Origin of the sequence: Limnohabitans sp. INBF002 (assembly GCF_027924905.1) — a bacterium.
In the GTDB taxonomy this organism is placed as follows: Bacteria; Pseudomonadota; Gammaproteobacteria; order Burkholderiales; family Burkholderiaceae_C; genus Limnohabitans.
Map to the genome: position 1 here is coordinate 1,148,833 of NZ_AP027055.1, position 17,966 is coordinate 1,166,798.

Consider the following 17,966-nt stretch of genomic DNA (forward strand, 5'->3'; position numbering starts at 1 on the left):
GACTTGATATGGCAATGATTGATATCAAAGTTCCAGACATCGGCGACTTCGACGAAGTAGCCGTGATCGAGTTGCTGGTCAAACCCGGCGACACCGTCAAAGCTGAGCAATCGCTCATCACCGTTGAGTCCGACAAAGCGTCGATGGAAATTCCATCCTCACACGCGGGCGTGGTGAAAGAGTTGAAAGTCAAGCTGGGCGACAAGGTCAAAGAAGGCTCTGTGGTGTTGGTGTTGGATGCAGAGGGTGCGGCTTCCGCGCCTGCTGCTTCTGCACCTGCACCCGCAGCGGCTCCAGCTGCAGCAGCACCCGCTGCGCCAGTGGCCGCAGCCCCTGCACCTACAGCCTCATCCTTCGGCGGCTCGGCCGACATCGAGTGCGATGTGCTCGTGTTGGGCGGTGGTCCTGGCGGTTACTCGGCTGCATTCCGTGCGGCTGACCTCGGCTTGAACGTGGTCATCGTTGAGCGCTATGCCACCTTGGGCGGCGTGTGTTTGAACGTGGGTTGCATTCCATCCAAAGCCTTGCTGCACGTGGCAGCGGTGATGGACGAAGTGGCCCACATGGCTGACCTCGGTGTGGACTTTGGTGCACCCGCTGTCAACATTGACAAGCTGCGCGGCCACAAAGAAAAAGTCATTGGCAAACTCACAGGTGGCTTGGCTGCCATGGCCAAGATGCGCAAGGTCACCACCGTGCGCGGCTTGGGCCAGTTCGTAGGTGCAAACCACCTCGAAGTACTTGAAACCAGCGGTACGGCTCAAGAGCAAACCGGCAGCAAAAAAGTGATCGCGTTCAAACGCGCCATCATCGCTGCGGGTTCGCAAGCTGTGCGTTTGCCTTTCATGCCCAACGACCCACGCGTGGTCGACAGCACAGGCGCTTTGGAACTCAAAGAAGTGCCTAAGCGCATGCTGATTTTGGGCGGCGGCATCATCGGCCTAGAGATGGGCACGGTTTACAGCACGCTGGGCGCACGCCTGGACGTGGTGGAAATGATGGACGGCCTCATGCAAGGCGCTGACCGCGACTTGGTGAAGATCTGGCAAAAGATGAACGCCAAGCGCTTTGACAACATCATGCTCAAGACCAAGACCGTGTCCGCACGCGCCTTGCCCGAAGGCATTGAAGTCACGTTTGCACCGGCAGAAGAGGGCGGCACCGCCCCCGCGCCGCAGGTGTACGACCTGGTGCTGCAAGCCGTGGGCCGCACGCCCAACGGCAAAAAACTCGCCGCCGAGAAGGCTGGCGTGGCGGTGACTGACCGCGGCTTCATCAATGTCGACATCCAGATGCGCACCAACGTGCCGCACATCTTCGCCATTGGCGACATCGTGGGCCAGCCCATGTTGGCGCACAAGGCGGTGCACGAAGCACACGTGGCGGCCGAAGTGATTGCGGGTGAACTGCAAGGCAACAAGGAGCTGGCAGCCGCTGCGTTCAACGCACGCGTCATCCCAAGCGTGGCTTACACCGACCCCGAAGTGGCATGGGTGGGCTTGACCGAAGACCAAGCCAAAGCGCAAGGCATCAAGGTGAAAAAGGGCTTGTTCCCTTGGACCGCCTCGGGCCGCGCCATTGCCAACGGCCGCGACGAAGGCGTGACCAAACTGCTGTTTGACGATTCCCCCGAGGCCCACGGCCACGGCAAGATCCTCGGCGGCGGCATGGTCGGCACGCACGCGGGCGACATGATTGGCGAGATCGCTTTGGCGATTGAGATGGGCGCAGACGCCGTGGACATCGGCAAAACCATCCACCCACACCCCACGCTGGGCGAAAGCATCGGCATGGCGGCGGAAGTGGCGCACGGTAGCTGCACGGACTTGCCGCCTAGCAAGAAGTAAACGCTTCGCGCTTTAAATGAAGAAGCCCGGACGGGGAACCGTCCGGGCTTTTTCTCTTTTGCAATGTGCAACCCTGTTTGAGTCTTAAATGCCTACTAAACAGCGACAATATTGGGTGCAAATAAGAGGAATAAAAGCATGACCAGTCAACAACAACGCGCCGCTCTGCAAAGCCACCAGCTTTAAGGCAGCACGCTTAGCAACGGAGTTGGATTTTGTAGACAAGGTTTTCTTCGTCGTAGACCGTAAGGACTTGGACTACCAGACGATGAAGGAATATCAGCGTTTTTCGCCAGAGAGTGTGAATGGTTCTGACAGCACGGCAGGGCTTAAGCGTAATCTGGACAAAGACGATAACAAGATCATCGTTACAACGATTCAAAAGCTCAACAACCTGATGAAGAGCGAGAGCGATCTACCCATCTTCGGCAAGCAGGTAGTTTTTATTTTTGACGAGTGTCACCGCAGCCAGTTTGGTGAAGCCCAGAAGAACTTGAAAAAGAAGTTCAAGAAGTTTTATCAGTTCGGATTTACCGGCACGCCTATCTTCCCGCAGAATGCCTTAGGCGCAGAAACTACCGCCAGCGTGTTTGGTCGTGAGCTGCATGCGTATGTGATCACCGATGCGATTCGCGATGAGAAGGTGCTCAAGTTTAAAGTGGACTACAACGATGTGCGCCCACAGTTCAAAGCCATTGAAACCGAGCAAGACGAGAAAAAGCTCAGCGCAGCGGAGAACAAGCAAGCCTTGTTGCATCCGGACCGCATTGATGAAATTACCCAGTACATCTTGAATAACTTCCGGCAAAAAACCCATCGCCTGCAAGCAGGCGGCAAGGGGTTCAATGCCATGTTTGCTGTCAGCAGCGTGGATGCCGCCAAGCTGTATTACGAGTCGTTCAAAGAGCTGCAGAAGACCAGCGACAAGCCGTTAAAGGTTGCAACCATCTTTTCGTTTTCAGCCAACGAAGAGCAAGACGCGATTGGTGAAATTCAAGATGAAAGTTTTGAAGTTTCAGCAATGAATACCAGCGCCAAGGAATTTCTAAATTCAGCCATTGCTGACTACAACGGGCTATTCAAAACTAATTTCAGTGTGGATAGTGACGGTTTCCAGAACTATTACCGCGATCTGGCCAAGCAAGTCAAAGCTAAAGAAATCGACCTATTGATTGTCGTGGGTATGTTCCTGACCGGCTTTGATGCCCCCACGTTGAATACCTTGTTTGTGGATAAAAACCTGCGCTATCACGGCTTGATGCAAGCGTATTCACGCACCAACCGCATTTACGATGCCACCAAGACTTTCGGCAACATCGTGACTTTCCGAGATCTGGAGCAGGCGACCATTGATGCAATCACTTTGTTTGGTGACAAGAACACCAAGAACGTGGTGCTGGAGAAGAGCTACAAGGAATACATGGAAGGCTTCACCGATGTGGTGACTGGTGAAGCGCGACGTGGTTTTGTCGAGGTGGTGAAGGAATTAGAGCAACGCTTCCCCGATCCATCAGCTATTGAAAAAGAGTCGGACAAGAAAGCGTTTGCCAAACTGTTTGGTGAGTATTTGCGCATTGAACATGTGTTGCAAAACTATGATGAGTTTGCAGGTTTGAAAGCTTTGCAGAACATCGACATGAGCGACTCAGTGGCTGTAGAAGCATTTAAAGCCAAGCACTACCTGGGCGATGAGGATTTGGCTGCGTTGCAGTCGGTCAAGATACCCGCTGACAGGAAGATTCAAGATTACCGATCGGCTTACAACGACATTCGTGATTGGTTGCGTCGAGAAAAGTCAGGTAAAGAGCAAGAAGAGTCCAACATTGATTGGGACGATGTGGTCTTTGAGGTGGACCTACTGAAGTCGCAAGAGATCAATCTTGATTTCATTTTGGAGTTGATCTTTGATAACAACAAAAAGGTCAAAGACAAAGTGGCGCTGGTTGAAGACGTTCGCCGTTTGATTCGATCTAGCCTTAGTAATCGAGCCAAAGAAAGCTTGCTGGTTGACTTCATCAACCAGTCGGATTTAGACAAAATGGGCGATAAGGCTGGCGTGATTGAAGCTTTCTTTGCCTTTGCGCAAGCCGAGCAGCAACGAGAGGCTCAAGAGCTGATTAGCTCTGAGAGTCTGAATGCTGAAGCGGCCAAGCGTTACATCACCAACTCTTTAAAGCGTGAATACGCCAGTGACAATGGCACGGAGCTCAATGCCATCTTGCCAAAGATGAGCCCACTCAACCCGCAATACCTGACTAAGAAGCAAAGCGTATTTCAGAAAATCGCTGCCTTTGTTGAGAAGTTCAAAGGCGTGGGTGGGCAGGTCTGAGTTTGCTAATCGCCGCATTTCAATGCGCCCCGAGGTAACACCCCTCAGCCCGCTCCCCATCCGCTTCATCACCTTCTTCGCTACACAGCGCAGCAATCAAAGCTTGGTCGACCACCTGTCCGGGTAGCAGCAGCTCTTCATTGGTCCAGCGCTTGACCAAGTGGCCATTGGCCACGCCGCCGGTGTGTGGGGCTTGGTAGGCGCGGCGGTGTTGCATGGTCACGCCGCTGTTGGCGTTGGCGATGAAGCGGCTTTCGCCCAAGGCCCAAGGTTCAAAGTAGGCGTTGGCGGCGGCATCCACTTGGCGGAAGTAGCTGCGTGCGCCTTCGGCGTTGAGCTTTTTGCGCACGGTGCGCGTGATGAGGCCTTGCAGGTGGTCTAGCGCGGCGTAGTCCATTTGGCTCAAGGCTTCGGGGCTCATGTCTTGTGTGGCCAGTGCGGCTGTGGCGGCCAGCTCGGCGGGTAGCACTTGCACCATGGCTTTGACCACATCGTGATGGGGCGCTACAGCGGTGGCCACGCCGCGTGTTTGCGGCTGAATAGGGCAGCGAATTTCCACAAAGCGCGGTTTGACAGGGCCTGTGCAACCGTCGTGGTGGTAGTACTCGCCTTGGCTCAGTCGCCCTTTGCTAGAGCGTCCGCGCACGTCGCGGTAGGCGGGGTGTTGGGTGTGTACGTTCAGGCACACCACCAAGCCCGTGGCATCGACTAGCTTGTAAAAGGCTTCGCGCCATTCGGGCAACAGAAGTTTGTCGTGCAGGTAGTCGGTGGGCTCTTCAGCGTCATGACCGACTTCACCTTCGATGACCAACACAAAGGGCTTGGGCCGACGCACGCGCCACAAGGCATTGGCAAATTCCAACACCGAGCTGGCTTGTTCAGAATGTGTGGCAGCGCTGTGGCTCGTGGGGTCTGACATGATGGTTCCTTGCTCTGAAAGCTTAAAGCGACAAAGCTTCCCAAACTCGATACGCCGCGTACGCATCGTTGGCGGCATACACCAGTTGCGATTCGCTCAAGCGTTCATTGGCCCAGTTGCTGGTGGCTGCCTTCTTTGATTTTTGAAAACGCTGTTTGAACAGCACCGCCACCGCGCCCTTGACGCCCACTTCTTTGCGATAGCCTTGCGCTTTGAAAATGCTGTTCAGTTCCAGCACATCTGCTGGCTCCACGCCAAATTTTTGGATGATGCGTTTGCGGTCATCGCCCAAACCAAAGCCGGCTTTGGCAATGCCTTCGCGCGCCAACAAATCAGCTGACACAGCTCGGCATTCAGCGTCATGCAGCTGAAACACCCAAGCGCGTTCGCGGGTGGAGAGCTGCAACACATGCGGGCCATCAGAGGCTTCGCCCACGCGGAAGGTGGGTTTGGATTCGGTGTCAAAGCCCCAGGCGCGTGAGGCCATCAAGGCGTCGTGTGCGAGCTGGGCTTGCTTGGCCGTGTTGACCAAGGTGATGCGGTCTAGCCCCAGGCGTTCAAACGGGGGGAGCAGGGCGATGGCTTCTTTTTCGGGGGTGTCGAGGCGCTGTGTCATGTGTATCAACGCTTCTTAGGCTTACGCACAGTTTTCTTGTTTTTCTCGATCGCCTCTTTGCGCACAGCACGCTCGGCATCGGCAATTTTTCCTTCAGCCAACCACGCGGCAAATTGCTCGGGCGTTTCTAGCGTCACGCGACCCAGCGCCGCTGTGCGGAAATCGTGAATGACGATGTGCGCGGCTTTGGTGGTGTTGATGCGCCCACCGCTTTGCACGGCACCGCGTTTGCGACCAATGGCGTCCAACATTTCTTCGTCGGTGTGGCTGGCCACGTCGTCGATGTTGTAGCGCTTGTGCAGCACGTCGGGGTAGTGGGGAATGAGGTAGTTGAGCAACTCAAGCGCCACGGTTTCTTCGTCAAACGCGTTCACGCCAATGGCGCCGCTGGCGGCGAGGTTGAAACCGCTTTGCTCGACGATGATGCGCGGCCACAGCACACCGGGGGTGTCGTACAAATAAAAGTCATCGGCCAAGGCGATGCGTTGCTCTATCTTGGTCACACCCGCTTCGTCACCCGTCTTGGCCGCGCGCTTGCCTTTGAGCGTGTTGATGAGGGTGGACTTGCCCACGTTGGGAATGCCGCAAATCAGCACGCGCATGGGCTTGGCCATGCCGCCACGGTTGGGGGCGAGTTGTTGGCAGTTGTCAATCAGCGCTTTGGCGGGTGAGGACATGCTGGTGTCTAGGCCAATGGCGCGCACGCCGGGCATGGCGTTGTAATGAGCCAGCCACATCGCGGTGCGCTCGGGGTCGGCCAAGTCTTGCTTGCTCAGTACCTTGAGTGCGGGCTTGCCTTGAATGAGCTCGGCCAACATTGGGTTGGCGCTAGAGCCGGGCAAGCGGGCGTCGAGCATTTCGATGACAACGTCAATCTCTTTGATGCGCTCCCCAATCGCTTTGCGCGTGAGGTGCATGTGTCCGGGGAACCATTGAATAGCCATAGTCTTGATTGTCGTTCACGCCGAGCGCGTGGCTTCTTTCAGTTGCAAATGCACCTCATCGGCCAAATCGACGGACAGTTGTTGCTTGGCTTTGAGGTAGTGCTCGGTGAACACATCAAAGTAGGCGTTGAGGGCGGCAGCGGCTTGCGTGTCGTTGGCAAGGTCTAGGCACATGGCACCCACTTCGGCGGTGCAAAAGTGGGCCTCGCTTTGTGCGCGTCGCAGTTTGTAGCGCGACAGTTGTTCGGGGTGCAGGCTCAGCACGGGGAAGTTTTGCAGGTAGGGGCTTTTGCGAAACATCTTGCGCGCTTCGTCCCACGTGCCGTCGAGCAGGATGAACAGAGGGCGCTTGTGGGCTTCAGGCGTTACCTCATGCACCACGCGTTGCGATTCAGCAAACGCGCTAGGGAACACCACATAGGGTTGCCATTGCGGGTCGCTTAACAACGCGAGCAAAGCCGGGTCAACTTCGGTGCGGGCCCAGCCAAAGGCGAAGGTATCAGCCACCACATCGGCAATCAGCCAACCCGTGTTGCTGGGTTTGAGTGGTTCGATGTCGGCCATCAGCAAACACATGCCTGCGCGTGTGGACACGTCGGGGCGCAGTGAGCAGATGCAGTGCGTGGGCACCAAGCGGCAGCCTGCACAGCGTTCACCTTTGGGGCCGCCTCGGGCTAGAAAAGGTTTGACGCTGCGGGCGAGGCGGGTTGCGCGTAAGCGCGCAACGGCGTGGGGTAAATCTGCGGTCAAGGCGAAGGTCGAGGCAATTGAAGGTGCTGGCAGCTATGGCTTTGTTTGATGGCTATGGCTTAGTCGGCCACATTGCATTCGCGGCGCAACAGCGACAGTGCATCGTGCAGTTTGTAGTCGTGGTCGCTCTCCAACGTGACGAGCGATTCGTCAATGAAGGCTTCCCACATGGCTATGTAATCGTCTTGATGCTCAGCCGGTGCATTGGCTTGGATGAATGCCGTCGCCAGCGCGGGCTTCACGCCTGATTTGCGGATTTTGCGAATCAGCGTGGTTGCCGTTTTTTCAGTCAGCAGTGTTTTGCCTGTGCTAGCCGTGGCAATGCACAAGAAGAGGGTGAGCAGCGAGCTGTCGTCGCTGTGGCCGCCGGTGGCTTTGGTCCATGCGGCAGAGGTTTGGCGGTCAAAGTGGTCCACCTCAGACAAGCCGTCTTCAACCCAGAAGTACCGGCCAACGAAAGCGGGTGTTTGGTTGAACAGTTTTTGGCATGTGATGGCACTGTTCAAAATTTTGGGCAAGTCGGCTTCCACGCTGAGTCGCACGTGCTCGACCGCTGCTTTGAATTCGGCGGGCAAGTTTTTGGGCGCAACCAAGTGGATGGTTTTGGTTGCGCTGGGTTTGCGCAGGGTAGTGATGATTTTTTGGAAGGCCACCCAGTCAGGCATGTCTTTGTGCTTGGTGGCGGTGGCCAGCAGCGCGGTGCGAATCACGGCTTCGGCATCGCAGCCGGCCTCTTCTAAATCGTCGGCGTACAGGCCGAGTTGGTCGGCCATCCAAATGGCGGCATCGATGACGTGTGCCACTTGTTGGCGCTTGGCCAACTCGGCTTGGTAGTCGGCCAAACTGCACAGCGACCACTTGGCCAGTTGCGGAATGTGTTTGTCGCTAAAACCACCATGCTCGTTCATGCCAAAGTGCGTGTTTTGCGGCATGACGATGAGGGCTTTGAGCATGTCAGATGCCGCTTTAGAGCGCGACATGAACGAGTGCTCGCGCAGCTGCTCTGCGGCTTTGCGCAAATCGCCACCGCTTTGAATTTGCAGCGTGAGGCTCACCATGTTAACGATGCGGTCCTTTGCTTTTTCAAGCTCAGGGCGCAAGAACTCGCTGCCAAAGTAACGCGCGATTTGCACCATGCCTTTGGGCGCATCGGTTTGGATGGCGTCTAGTTTGGCTTGGTCCAACACACCGTGTTGCACGCCGTAGGCAACCACCTTTTCAAAGAAAGGGCGGTCATCAAAAAGGGCAACAACAGCTTGCGTCATGGTCTCTACGCTTAGATGGCAGATTCTTCGTCAGAGTCACGCGCAGCGGGTGTGGCTTGGCCGCGGTCGGTGGCGCTGGTTTCGACCTTGCCGTCGTCGTCTTCCTCGTCGTCTTCCGACAGGCCGGCATCGTGGGCGCGTGCTTTGGCGCGCAGCACCAAGAGCATTTCGATGAAGAGGTCTGGAATTTTGTGGCGCAAGATCCACGCGAGTTGCATCCAGTCTTGGTCGGCCACTTCGTCTTCTTCAACGCGGGGCTTCACATAGGCGGAGCCGAGCAGGGCGCTTTCAGACAGCATGTCGCCGTCGTCTTCCATGGTGTCAAACGTGCCGGTGCGTGCAAAGGCTTCGATGCGGCTCCACTTCTCGCTGAAGTAGTCGGCCAGCGCTTCAGCGCCGCCTTCCAAATCGCCAATCGCGGTGAGGAACTCAATCGGGTCGGCATCGTCGCGGAAGATGATGGAGTTCATCATGCCGCGCAAGTGGGTGCGGGTGAGGTCTTTGTATTGTTTTTCAATCACCACGGCGCGCGCAAATTGCTCGGGCGTGACCAGCAGGTTGATGACCGATTCTTTGGACGTGTCGTACTCACGAATCACGGCCAAGATGTCTTTGGGGGGCAGCTGCGCCAGCACCACCATCAGGGCTTGGTCGCCCTCGGCATCGGCCAACTCGACCAGCGCGGCTTCTGCGCCCGTGATGTCGCCTGCGGCGATGAGGCTTTGCGTTTTGGCAATCAGTGCGATGGCGTTGGTTTTGTCGGTCATGAGGTCACCCTGTTTATTCTTTGCTGTCGAAGCCTTGTTCGACCATCCACGCGTTGCCCGCTTCTTCGCGTTCACGGGCTTCGCGCTCCTCGTCTTGTTCGGGCTGATCGCCACGTTCGACGTTCTCTAAATCTTCGTCGGCATCGGCGTCACTTGACTGTGCGGAGGAACGCATAGGCGTGCCATGCATGTATTCGAGGGCCGCAGCCACGCTCATGAACCACGCACCCACCGGCTCGGCCAAGATTTGGTCCACCATGGGTTGCGCCCAAGCTGCAATGCGGATGCCTTCAGACACAGCATCCCAGCTCAGCAAATCATCGGCGTCTAAGGTGATGAAGTGGTCCATCAACTCGGGCTCGTGGAACTCAAAGGCTTGGTGTAACACCACGGCCACCATTTCGGGGTTGAGATCCAGCATCTGTAGCAAAAAGCCCAGCTCTTTGCGCTTTTCAGCCAAGCGTTTGTCGAGGATGTAGTGACCTTCGGAGTCTGAGTTGAGGTCGTCCAGCTCGGCTTGGTAGGCCGAACGCAGCTCTTGGAAGAATGGAGAAATGCTCATGTTTTGCTTATGGAAACGTTGCTTTTGAATCAGAACGTTTTTATGAACGGTTCAGCACTTGCTGAAAGTAGGCGGTCCAAATTTCGCGCGCGGTTTGCGCGGGGTCGTCCAACAAATTACGGCGGCGGTTGTCGTCGTAGGCTTGGCGTTTGGTCTCGTCTGACAGCACGTCGTAGGCCTCTTGCACCTCGCGAAAACGCGCAGGCGCGTCTTCGGCGGTGTTGCGGTCAGGGTGAAACTGCGAGGCTTTTTGGCGGAACGCGCGTTTGATGTCCGCCAGCGTGGCATCGCTTTTCAGCCCGAGGGCGGCGTAGTGTTCAGACACGTTCAGCTCTTTAAAAAATCACAGCGCTTGAAAAATCAAAGAGCTTGCTTCAGGCGAATCTCTTCCACCTTGACGGGGCCCATGGGCACGGTCTTGGCGCTGGACATTTCGCGTTTGAAGCCGGCCAATTCATGAAAGCGCATGGCGCGGTCATTGGCGATGGGCACCCAAATGGACACATGGGTACAGCCTTCTTCTTGAAGGCCTTCGCGGGCAGCGTCCCACAAAGCCAGGCCCACGCCTTGGCCCCAGTAGGCGGCATCCACATAAATGTCCCAAATCTCGCCCAGAGTGTTGGGCGTGCCTTTGTCGCGAGAGCGGTCGTAGCCCACAAAGCCCACGATCTTGCTGCCGTCGACGGCCACTTGCACTTGGGGCTCGGCAAACTCAATGGCTTCGCGCCAGTAGGTGGTGCTTTTTTCTTCGGGCACCGGCAGCACTTTGCTACCGGTTTGCATGGTTTTGAACGCTTCTTTGGCGGTGGCGGCGTACAGCTCGGCGATTTTGGCGGCGTCGCGCATCGTGGCGGGACGGACTTCAACAGTTGTCAGGTCGGACATGGAAAGGGAAAATTCAGTGAACAGATAAGACCGCTATTGTCCCAGTAAAACCATCCCTTGCACGGAGTTAGGTAGAGTAGCGCCTTCGCTGCTTGCAGCCTTCTTTTTCAAACTCCCAACCCCATGCTCATTCTTGCCCCGATGGAGGGCTTGCTCGACTTTGTGCTGCGCGACGTGCTGACCCGCATCGGCGGGGTGGACCGCTGCGTGTCCGAGTTCATCCGCGTCACCAACACCTTGCTGCCCGAGCGCACGTTTTTGCGCATCGTGCCCGAGCTGACGAATGGCGGGCGTACGTTTGCGGGCGTGCCGGTGCGGCCTCAACTATTGGGGTCAGACCCCCAATGTTTGGCCGACAACGCCGCGCGCGTGGCGGGCATGGGCTGCGATGGGGTGGACCTGAACTTTGGTTGCCCTGCCAAACAAGTCAACCGCCATGGCGGCGGCTCGGTGCTGCTGCAAGACCCCGAAGTGCTGTACCAAATTGTGCGAGCGGTGCGCGCCGCTGTGCCGGCCCACCAAGTGGTGTCGGCCAAGATGCGTTTGGGCTTCAACGACGACAGCACGGCGGAAGAATGCGCCTTGGCGCTAGAGGCTGGCGGGGCCAGCGAAATTGTGGTGCACGCCCGTACCAAGGCCGATGCGTATCGCCCACCCGCATATTGGCACCGCATTGCCGACATCAAAGCCAAGGTCAAAACCCCGCTGGTGGCGAACGGCGAAATTTGGAATGTGCAAGATGCCATCAATGCCCGGGCTGAATCAGGCTGCTTCGACTTGATGCTGGGCCGTGGCATCGTGACCAACCCAGGTTTGGGCTGGGCCATTCAAGCGCACGACGCAGCTGCGAATGGCTTGCCAGCACCCGCTCGCGAAGTGTGTTGGCAAGACCTGCCGCCACACCTGCACACGTTTTGGCAAATTGTGTCGGGCCATGTGAGCGAGCGTCACCAAGCGGGGCGCTTGAAACAATGGCTCAACTTCTTGCGCAAGCATTACCCCGAGGCTGAGGCTGCCTACATGCATGTGCGCACCTTGACCAGCCCCAAAGACATCAACGCATGGTTTGACGCCATGCCCACACAACCATGACCGACGACACCCTAGACACCCCCTTCATCCAAGAGCCACGCCTGTGGCAAAACGAAACTTGGACCGCCAAGGTCATCAAAAACGACGATGACGACGGCTGGGCGGTGGCCATGTTCAAAGACGGTGAATCCGAAGCCGCGCTGATTGGCCCGTGGACCATGGGCCGCGACAAAAAGAACCCCAAGCCCTTGGACGGCACGGCGTTCATCACCTTGGTCAAAACCGCCTCCGAGTTTGTGCGCCGCAGCGAGCAGCAGTTGCACGCGACGCTGCACCAAGCCGTCACGGTCAACGGGGAAACAGGTCGCGTGACCGTGCTGCTAGACATCGTGCCCGATGACGACAACCCCTACGCCACGCTGAGCGCGCAAGACGAGGGCGGCGACACGCTGGCTGAGGTGCGCGTGGAGGCGGGCTTCAAGCTCAACCGCAATACCGCTCAGGCTTGGGTGGATGCGGGGTTTGATAAGCCAAAAGGCGCACGGGGCTGAGACTTAGCCTTGGCTTGATGCCTCTCGCACCCGCGTGACAGCAATTGGGCATTGAGGGGCCCGACGCGCGGCATACTTCGCTGATTCATGTCGCACAAACACCTTCATCCATGGCAAGTTCTCACGGGCGGCATTTGCGGCTTGGTGCTGACCATCGGCTTGGCGCGTTTTGCCTACACGCCCTTGCTGCCTAGCCTGCAAACCCAAACCGGATTGACCGACGCAGCCGCTGGCGGTTTGGCCGCGATCAATTACGCCGGCTACATGAGCGGTGCTTTGGCTGCCACTTGGATTGACGATGTGCGCTGGCGGCATTGGCTCTACAGCGCTGGCTTGTGGATGGCCTTGCTCACGGTGGCAGCGATGGCGCTGACCACGTGGATGCCTGCATGGGCTTTGATTCGCTACATCGGCGGCTTGTGTGGTGCCACGGGCATGTTGCTTGGCTCAGGTTTGATCTTGGGTTGGCTGATGCGCCAAGGGCGTCGGCCTGAGTTGGGTTTGTATTTCATCGGCTTGGGGCTTGGCATTGTGGTGTCGGCGCTGGGGGCTTGGGGCTTGGCGCAGCTGTGGCCCACATGGTCGGACCAATGGTTGGCCTTTGCGGCTTTGGGTTTGCTGTTTTTTGTGCCCGCTTGGAAGTGGCGTCCGCCCGTGCCACCGCAGGTGGTGGTGGCGCATGACGCCGCGCCTGCATCTGGCTTGGGCTCACGCCGCTGGGCATGGACCATGCTGACCAGTTACTTTGCTGCGGGCTGGGGCTTTGTCATCAGTGCCACGTTCACCGTGGCCATCGTGGAGCGCGAGCCTGCGCTGGCGGGCCAAGGTCCGTTGGCTTGGGCGATGGTCGGCATGGCGGCCATGCCTGCGGTGTTCATTTGGGATTTGGTGGCGCGGCGTGTGGGTGACAAGCGGGCTTTGTTGCTGGCGTTTGGTTTGCAAACGCTTTCGGTCATGCTGCCGGCGATGTCGGGTGAGCTGTGGGCCGCGTTAGCAGGGGCGGTGGGTTATGGCGCCACGTTCATTGGCATCGTGAGCATGACGCTGGCTTTGGTGGGGCGCCGCGCGCCTAATAACCCAGGCAAGGCCATGGCCAAACTCACGCTCAGCTACGGGGCTGCGCAAATGCTGGCCCCCGTGGTGGCAGGCTACATGGCGCAAACCACAGGTACGTTCAAAGGTGCGTTGTGGTTGACCGCTGGCGTGATGGCCGCAGGCATGGCCTTGCTGGCGACTTTGCCCAAAGACGAAGCAGCGCCCACTGTTTGAGCGAAAACCCCGAGCGTGAACCACGCAGCACAGGCCCCACAATAGGCGTAAGTTTCAGGGCGCCCCTGCTGTTTTTAAAAGCGATTTACCGTGCCTACTCAAAGTTTTATTCTTGGCAAAGACGCGCCACTCGAATCCACCATCAACACCCTACAGGCCAAGTTGCAGGCGATGGGGTTTCACATCCAAGAGAAGAGTTGGCTTAATCCCGTGGACGGCATTTGGTCGGTCCACATCCGCGACCGCGATTGCCCTGTGTTGTTTGCCAATGGCAAAGGCGCCACGCGCATGGCGTGTTTGGCCAGTGCCTTGGGTGAGTTTTTTGAGCGCTTGGCGACCAACTATTTTTGGACACATTTCTACCTAGGCCCCCTCACAGCGGATGCGTCGTTTGTGCATTACCCGCAAGAGCGTTGGTTTGATTTGAGCGATGACGGTTCGTGGCCCAAGGGCTTGCTCAACGCCGAGCTGCACACGTTTTACAACCCTGAGGGCAACATCGATTGCGCCAACTTGGTGGACTTCAATTCGGGCAATTTGGAGCGCGGCATTTGCGCCATTCCCTATGTGCGCCAGCGCGATGGTGAGACGGCCTACATCCCTGTCAACATCATTGGCAACTTGTATGTGAGCAACGGCATGTCAGCGGGCAACACCGCGCTGGAGGCCCGCACACAAGGGTTGTCAGAGATCTTTGAACGCCATGTGAAAGCCAAAATCATCAGCGAGGGCATTTGCTTGCCCGATGTGCCCGAGGCGGTGATCAACCGTTACCCACGCATCGTCGCAGGCATTGCGGCCTTGCGAGCTGCAGGCTTTGGCATCTTGGTGAAAGATGCGTCACTCGGCGGCAAGTACCCGGTCATGAACGTGACCTTGCTGCACCCCGAAGACCAAGGTTGCTTTGCCAGCTTTGGTGCACACCCACGTTTTGAGGTGGCGCTAGAGCGTGCCTTGACCGAGTTGCTGCAAGGCCGCGCGTTGGACACTTTGGTGGGCTTCCCACCACCCACGTTTGATTTGGATGAAGCGGCCAGCGCTCCCAACATTGAAATTCATTTCGTCGATTCCAGTGGCGTGATTCACTGGGAATTCTTGGGCCAAATTCCAGACTATGTGTTTGTGGATTGGAACTTCTCCAGTACCACTGCCGACGACTACGCGTATTGCGTCAAGCGCATGCACGACGATGGCTTTGATATTTACATCGCCGACTTCGAGCACTTGGGCGTGTACGCCTGCCGCATTTTGGTGCCGGGCATGTCTGAGATTTACCCTGTGGATGACCTCGACTTTGAGAACAACAGCATCGCCAACGAGATGCGCGAAGCCATCCTCAACTTGACCGACCTCGACAACGAAGAATGCAGCGATTTGTTGGCCTCGTTGAACGAATCCAACTTGGCCGACGAGCGCCCTGTGGCAGCCTTGATTGGCATGACACCGGACGCTGGCAGCTTTTGGGCGGACCTGCGCGTGGGCGAACTCAAAACCCTCTTGGCCTTGGCCTGCGGCGACGAGGCGGCCACGGTGGAAGGTTGCGAATGGATTCGCCACTTTGACCAAATTCCCCAGCAACGCCGCTCGGTCTATGCCTGCATCGAAACCTTGGTGTTGCTCACCGACCGTGGCGACACCGCGCCCTATGTGGGCGCGATTCGCCAGTTGTATGGCGCAGGTGTGTTTGAGCAAGCCCATGCGCTCATCATGCAAACCGACCGCTTCATGGGCATTTCAGCGCCGGGTTTGATGATGAATGGCTGCGAGATGCAGCATCAATTGTGGGCCGCGTATGAGAAAGTGCAGGCGTATAAAAGCTAACCGCCTGCGAGTCAAACGCCAAACAAAAAGCCGCTTTGAAAGCGGCTTTTTTGTGTTCGAACGGTATGGCTTGAAAGCCACTTAAAGGCCAAGACTCTCCAGCACCACCACACCTTTGGGTGTTTGCAAGGTGGCTTTGAGGTTGGCTGGCCCTTCGGTCACCGTCACACGGTTGAGTTCAATCGCGTCATAAGCGGCTTGCAGTTTGGCAGCGCTGGGGTGAATCACCTCAAGGCTTTGCAAGGTCACGCCTGAGCGGGTGAGGGTGTTGCGTGGATGCAGCTTGAGCGGGTCGGTCGCTTCGGGCTTGCCCCATTGGATCAAGGTTGGCATGCAACCATCAAACAAGCGCTGACCATCGGCACGCACTGAAATTTGCCAGTTGAGCGTGCCACGGTTGGTGCGTCGGCTGGCTGAGATGGCGGGACCGCGGTCAATGCCTTGCATGCGCACGGCCATGCGCGCTGCTCGGATGTCGGGGGTGTTCACGACAAAGTGAACCAAGCGCGGTTCTTTGGCCACGGCTTTTTGAAGTGCCGGGTCATCCATGTCATACCAGCGGGTGGGGCAGGCGCGTTTGGGGCGGACGGCTTTGGGGTCGATGGCGATGATTTCGACATAGGCCATGGGGTTGGATGGCGAGGCCACTTTGAACAAGCGGTTGTGTGTGCCGTACAGCGTGTGCTCGCCGCCGGGGCCAGGCGTGATGCCCAGTGTGTCTTCGCACCATTGCACGCCTTGTTCTAGGCTTTTGGCAACGATGACGAGGTGGTCTATTTGTGTGTGCATGGGGCAGCACCATACCACTAGGGCTGAGCGAGTCTTTGACGCAGTTCGGTTTTGAGCACTTTGCCGTAGTTGTTCTTGGGCAAGCTGTCGACCAGTTCGTAGCGCTTGGGGCGTTTGAAGCGGGCGATTTCGTTCAGGCAATACGTGTCGAGGTCTTGTGCGCTGACGGTGCAGCCTTGTTGTGCCACCACAAAAGCCACGATGATTTCACCCCAATCGGGGTCGGGTGCGCCCACCACGGCCACTTCGCTCACGCCCGGGGCTTGCAACAACACTTCTTCCACCTCGCGCGGGTACACATTGGATCCGCCGCAGATGATGAGGTCCTTGCTGCGGTCTTTCAGCGTGAGAAAACCATGCGCGTCTAAGCAACCCATGTCGCCCGTGAACAGCCAGCCCTCGCGAATGGCGGCTTTCGTGGCTTCTGGGTTGCGCCAATAGCCCGCCATCACGCTGTCTCCTTTGATGAGCACTTCACCCACCTCACCCAAAGGCAGATCGTGTCCCTGTTCATCGGTGATGCGAATTTGCACCGGTGTTTGGGCCACGCCGATGGACGCCAAGCGTTGCGCATGTTCGGGGTGGGTGGTGTCGCTCAAATGAAAGCGGGACAGGGCAGTGCCCACCATGGGGCTTTCGCCTTGGCCGTAAATTTGCACAAAGCGCGGCCCCATGAGGCGCAGCGCGCGCTGAATGTCTGCGGCATACATGGGCGCGCCGCCATAGACGATGGTTTTGAAGGCGTGTCCACAGTCTTCGACCGTCTGTTGTGTTTGCTCAGCATGGTCGACCAAGCGTTTGACGATGGTCGGTGCAGCAAACATCGATAGCGGACCAACCGCCTGACCCAGTTCAAACAACTCCGCTGCGTCAAAGCCGCCTGAAGCCGGAACCACATGACGTGCCCCAGCCATCAAATGCGGGATGGCATACAAGCCCGCGCCGTGCGACATGGGGGCGGCGTAAGCGATGGTGTCTTGCGCTGTGATGGCATCCACATCGGTGAAGTAGGCGAGGCCCATGGTCATCAAGTTGCGGTGGGTGATCATCACGCCTTTGGGGCGACCCGTGGTGCCGCTGGTGTAGAACAGCCAAGCCAAGTCGTTTGACTGGCGCTCAACGATGTGCTTGGTGGGGGGCTCATGGCTAGCGTTAGGCATCGCCCATAAGTCATCGGCGTTTGGGCTATCCACATCGATGACACGTTGCAAGCCTTGCAGTGACTCGCTTGAGACGGTGGTGACGTCTGCCGTCACCTCAGACGTGATGAAGGCCCAGCTGGCTTGGGCGTTGTCAACAATCCATTGCGCTTCACGCACATGCAGTTTGGCATTGATGGGCACCACGGCCAAGCCTGCCCACCACGCGCCAAACATCACCTCTAGGTAACGCGGATGGTTGTGCATGAACAGAGCCACGCGGTCGCCTGGTTGCAGGCCTGCGTCTTGAAACTGTTGGGCCAGGTGCGCGCTGCGTTGCGCCCATTGCGCGTAGGTCGCCACGGCATGTGTGCCATGAAAAATAGCAGCGCGGTCAGGAAACTGACGCGCCATGCGCTGGAGTAAATGAGCCAAATTCAACTAAATCTCTCCACAAACAAGTGAATGGGTGAACGATACA

At 57.5% G+C, this 17,966-nt stretch carries 17 protein-coding genes and 1 pseudogene; 7 read left to right on the plus strand and 11 right to left on the minus strand.

The window, feature by feature from the left end; genetic code table 11:
• Nucleotides 1-8 precede the first annotated feature (8 nt).
• From lpdA to QMG15_RS05845, 3 genes and pseudogenes are all read left to right on the plus strand, one after another.
• Nucleotides 9-1,847, plus strand: coding sequence for a dihydrolipoyl dehydrogenase (gene lpdA / locus QMG15_RS05835; RefSeq protein ID WP_281789923.1), 1,839 nt, complete (start codon nt 9-11; stop codon nt 1,845-1,847).
• 187 nt (nt 1,848-2,034) lie between these two features.
• Nucleotides 2,035-3,222 (plus strand): annotated as a pseudogene (locus tag QMG15_RS05840) (HsdR family type I site-specific deoxyribonuclease); the annotation flags it as partial.
• A gap of 18 nt (nt 3,223-3,240) precedes the next feature.
• Nucleotides 3,241-4,176 carry a hypothetical protein gene (locus QMG15_RS05845; RefSeq protein WP_281790089.1) on the plus strand — a complete coding sequence of 312 codons (936 nt, stop codon included), beginning with the start codon at nt 3,241-3,243 and terminating at the stop codon, nt 4,174-4,176.
• Between the two features lie 19 nt (nt 4,177-4,195).
• Here QMG15_RS05845 and QMG15_RS05850 read toward each other — a convergent pair whose 3' ends face one another.
• Genes QMG15_RS05850 through QMG15_RS05890 form a run of 9 tightly spaced genes read right to left on the minus strand, consistent with a single transcriptional unit; the run spans nt 4,196 to nt 10,884 of the window.
• Nucleotides 4,196-5,095 (minus strand): hypothetical protein, encoded by a 900-nt coding sequence (locus tag QMG15_RS05850; RefSeq protein WP_281789924.1) that lies wholly within the window; start codon nt 5,093-5,095, stop codon nt 4,196-4,198.
• A 22-nt stretch (nt 5,096-5,117) separates the two neighbouring features.
• Nucleotides 5,118-5,711: a 3'-5' exonuclease domain-containing protein 2 gene (locus QMG15_RS05855; protein ID WP_281789925.1), complete on the minus strand. Its 594-nt coding sequence runs from the start codon at nt 5,709-5,711 to the stop codon at nt 5,118-5,120.
• Between the two features lie 5 nt (nt 5,712-5,716).
• Nucleotides 5,717-6,655, minus strand: coding sequence for a ribosome biogenesis GTPase YlqF (gene ylqF, locus QMG15_RS05860; RefSeq protein ID WP_281789926.1), 939 nt, complete (start codon nt 6,653-6,655; stop codon nt 5,717-5,719).
• Between the two features lie 15 nt (nt 6,656-6,670).
• The gene (locus QMG15_RS05865) at nt 6,671-7,405 is read right to left on the minus strand and encodes a tRNA-uridine aminocarboxypropyltransferase (RefSeq protein WP_281789928.1); all 735 of its coding nucleotides are present in this window, start codon (nt 7,403-7,405) and stop codon (nt 6,671-6,673) included.
• Nucleotides 7,406-7,464: 59 nt separating this feature from the next.
• Nucleotides 7,465-8,670 carry a hypothetical protein gene (locus tag QMG15_RS05870; RefSeq protein ID WP_281789929.1) on the minus strand — a complete coding sequence of 402 codons (1,206 nt, stop codon included), beginning with the start codon at nt 8,668-8,670 and terminating at the stop codon, nt 7,465-7,467.
• Between the two features lie 11 nt (nt 8,671-8,681).
• Nucleotides 8,682-9,437 (minus strand): hypothetical protein, encoded by a 756-nt coding sequence (locus tag QMG15_RS05875; RefSeq protein ID WP_281789930.1) that lies wholly within the window; start codon nt 9,435-9,437, stop codon nt 8,682-8,684.
• Nucleotides 9,438-9,450: 13 nt separating this feature from the next.
• Nucleotides 9,451-9,999: a hypothetical protein gene (locus QMG15_RS05880; protein WP_281789931.1), complete on the minus strand. Its 549-nt coding sequence runs from the start codon at nt 9,997-9,999 to the stop codon at nt 9,451-9,453.
• Between the two features lie 40 nt (nt 10,000-10,039).
• Nucleotides 10,040-10,324: a DnaJ domain-containing protein gene (locus QMG15_RS05885; protein ID WP_281789932.1), complete on the minus strand. Its 285-nt coding sequence runs from the start codon at nt 10,322-10,324 to the stop codon at nt 10,040-10,042.
• A 35-nt stretch (nt 10,325-10,359) separates the two neighbouring features.
• The gene (locus QMG15_RS05890) at nt 10,360-10,884 is read right to left on the minus strand and encodes a GNAT family N-acetyltransferase (RefSeq protein WP_342748888.1); all 525 of its coding nucleotides are present in this window, start codon (nt 10,882-10,884) and stop codon (nt 10,360-10,362) included.
• Between the two features lie 123 nt (nt 10,885-11,007).
• On the opposite strand from QMG15_RS05890, the gene QMG15_RS05895 reads away from it, so the two are divergent.
• From QMG15_RS05895 to ycaO, 4 genes are all read left to right on the plus strand, one after another.
• Nucleotides 11,008-11,976: a tRNA-dihydrouridine synthase gene (locus tag QMG15_RS05895; protein WP_281789933.1), complete on the plus strand. Its 969-nt coding sequence runs from the start codon at nt 11,008-11,010 to the stop codon at nt 11,974-11,976.
• Nucleotides 11,973-12,467 (plus strand): hypothetical protein, encoded by a 495-nt coding sequence (locus tag QMG15_RS05900; RefSeq protein ID WP_281789934.1) that lies wholly within the window; start codon nt 11,973-11,975, stop codon nt 12,465-12,467. The genes QMG15_RS05895 and QMG15_RS05900 overlap by 4 nt, the downstream gene beginning before the upstream one ends.
• 87 nt (nt 12,468-12,554) lie before the next feature.
• On the plus strand, nt 12,555-13,736 hold the full coding sequence (locus QMG15_RS05905; RefSeq protein ID WP_281789935.1) for a YbfB/YjiJ family MFS transporter: 1,182 nt from the start codon (nt 12,555-12,557) through the stop codon (nt 13,734-13,736).
• A 90-nt stretch (nt 13,737-13,826) separates the two neighbouring features.
• Nucleotides 13,827-15,557 carry a 30S ribosomal protein S12 methylthiotransferase accessory factor YcaO gene (ycaO, locus tag QMG15_RS05910; protein ID WP_281789936.1) on the plus strand — a complete coding sequence of 577 codons (1,731 nt, stop codon included), beginning with the start codon at nt 13,827-13,829 and terminating at the stop codon, nt 15,555-15,557.
• Between the two features lie 81 nt (nt 15,558-15,638).
• Here the strand turns inward: ycaO and QMG15_RS05915 are convergent, their stop codons facing one another.
• Both QMG15_RS05915 and QMG15_RS05920 read right to left on the minus strand, forming a co-directional pair.
• Nucleotides 15,639-16,346 (minus strand): VOC family protein, encoded by a 708-nt coding sequence (locus QMG15_RS05915; RefSeq protein WP_281789937.1) that lies wholly within the window; start codon nt 16,344-16,346, stop codon nt 15,639-15,641.
• 17 nt (nt 16,347-16,363) lie between these two features.
• On the minus strand, nt 16,364-17,926 hold the full coding sequence (locus tag QMG15_RS05920) for an AMP-binding protein (RefSeq protein WP_281789938.1): 1,563 nt from the start codon (nt 17,924-17,926) through the stop codon (nt 16,364-16,366).
• Nucleotides 17,927-17,966 lie beyond the last annotated feature (40 nt).

Bases quoted from the DNA above. Each gene is read 5' to 3' on its own strand.
- lpdA (WP_281789923.1), top strand. From the start codon at position 9: ATGGCAATGATTGATATCAAAGTTCCAGACATCGGCGACTTCGACGAA.
- QMG15_RS05850 (WP_281789924.1), bottom strand. From the start codon at position 5,095: ATGTCAGACCCCACGAGCCACAGCGCTGCCACACATTCTGAACAAGCC.
- QMG15_RS05855 (WP_281789925.1), bottom strand. From the start codon at position 5,711: ATGACACAGCGCCTCGACACCCCCGAAAAAGAAGCCATCGCCCTGCTC.
- ylqF (WP_281789926.1), bottom strand. From the start codon at position 6,655: ATGGCTATTCAATGGTTCCCCGGACACATGCACCTCACGCGCAAAGCG.
- QMG15_RS05870 (WP_281789929.1), bottom strand. From the start codon at position 8,670: ATGACGCAAGCTGTTGTTGCCCTTTTTGATGACCGCCCTTTCTTTGAA.
- QMG15_RS05875 (WP_281789930.1), bottom strand. From the start codon at position 9,437: ATGACCGACAAAACCAACGCCATCGCACTGATTGCCAAAACGCAAAGC.
- QMG15_RS05880 (WP_281789931.1), bottom strand. From the start codon at position 9,999: ATGAGCATTTCTCCATTCTTCCAAGAGCTGCGTTCGGCCTACCAAGCC.
- QMG15_RS05890 (WP_342748888.1), bottom strand. From the start codon at position 10,884: ATGTCCGACCTGACAACTGTTGAAGTCCGTCCCGCCACGATGCGCGAC.
- QMG15_RS05895 (WP_281789933.1), top strand. From the start codon at position 11,008: ATGCTCATTCTTGCCCCGATGGAGGGCTTGCTCGACTTTGTGCTGCGC.
- QMG15_RS05900 (WP_281789934.1), top strand. From the start codon at position 11,973: ATGACCGACGACACCCTAGACACCCCCTTCATCCAAGAGCCACGCCTG.
- QMG15_RS05905 (WP_281789935.1), top strand. From the start codon at position 12,555: ATGTCGCACAAACACCTTCATCCATGGCAAGTTCTCACGGGCGGCATT.
- QMG15_RS05915 (WP_281789937.1), bottom strand. From the start codon at position 16,346: ATGCACACACAAATAGACCACCTCGTCATCGTTGCCAAAAGCCTAGAA.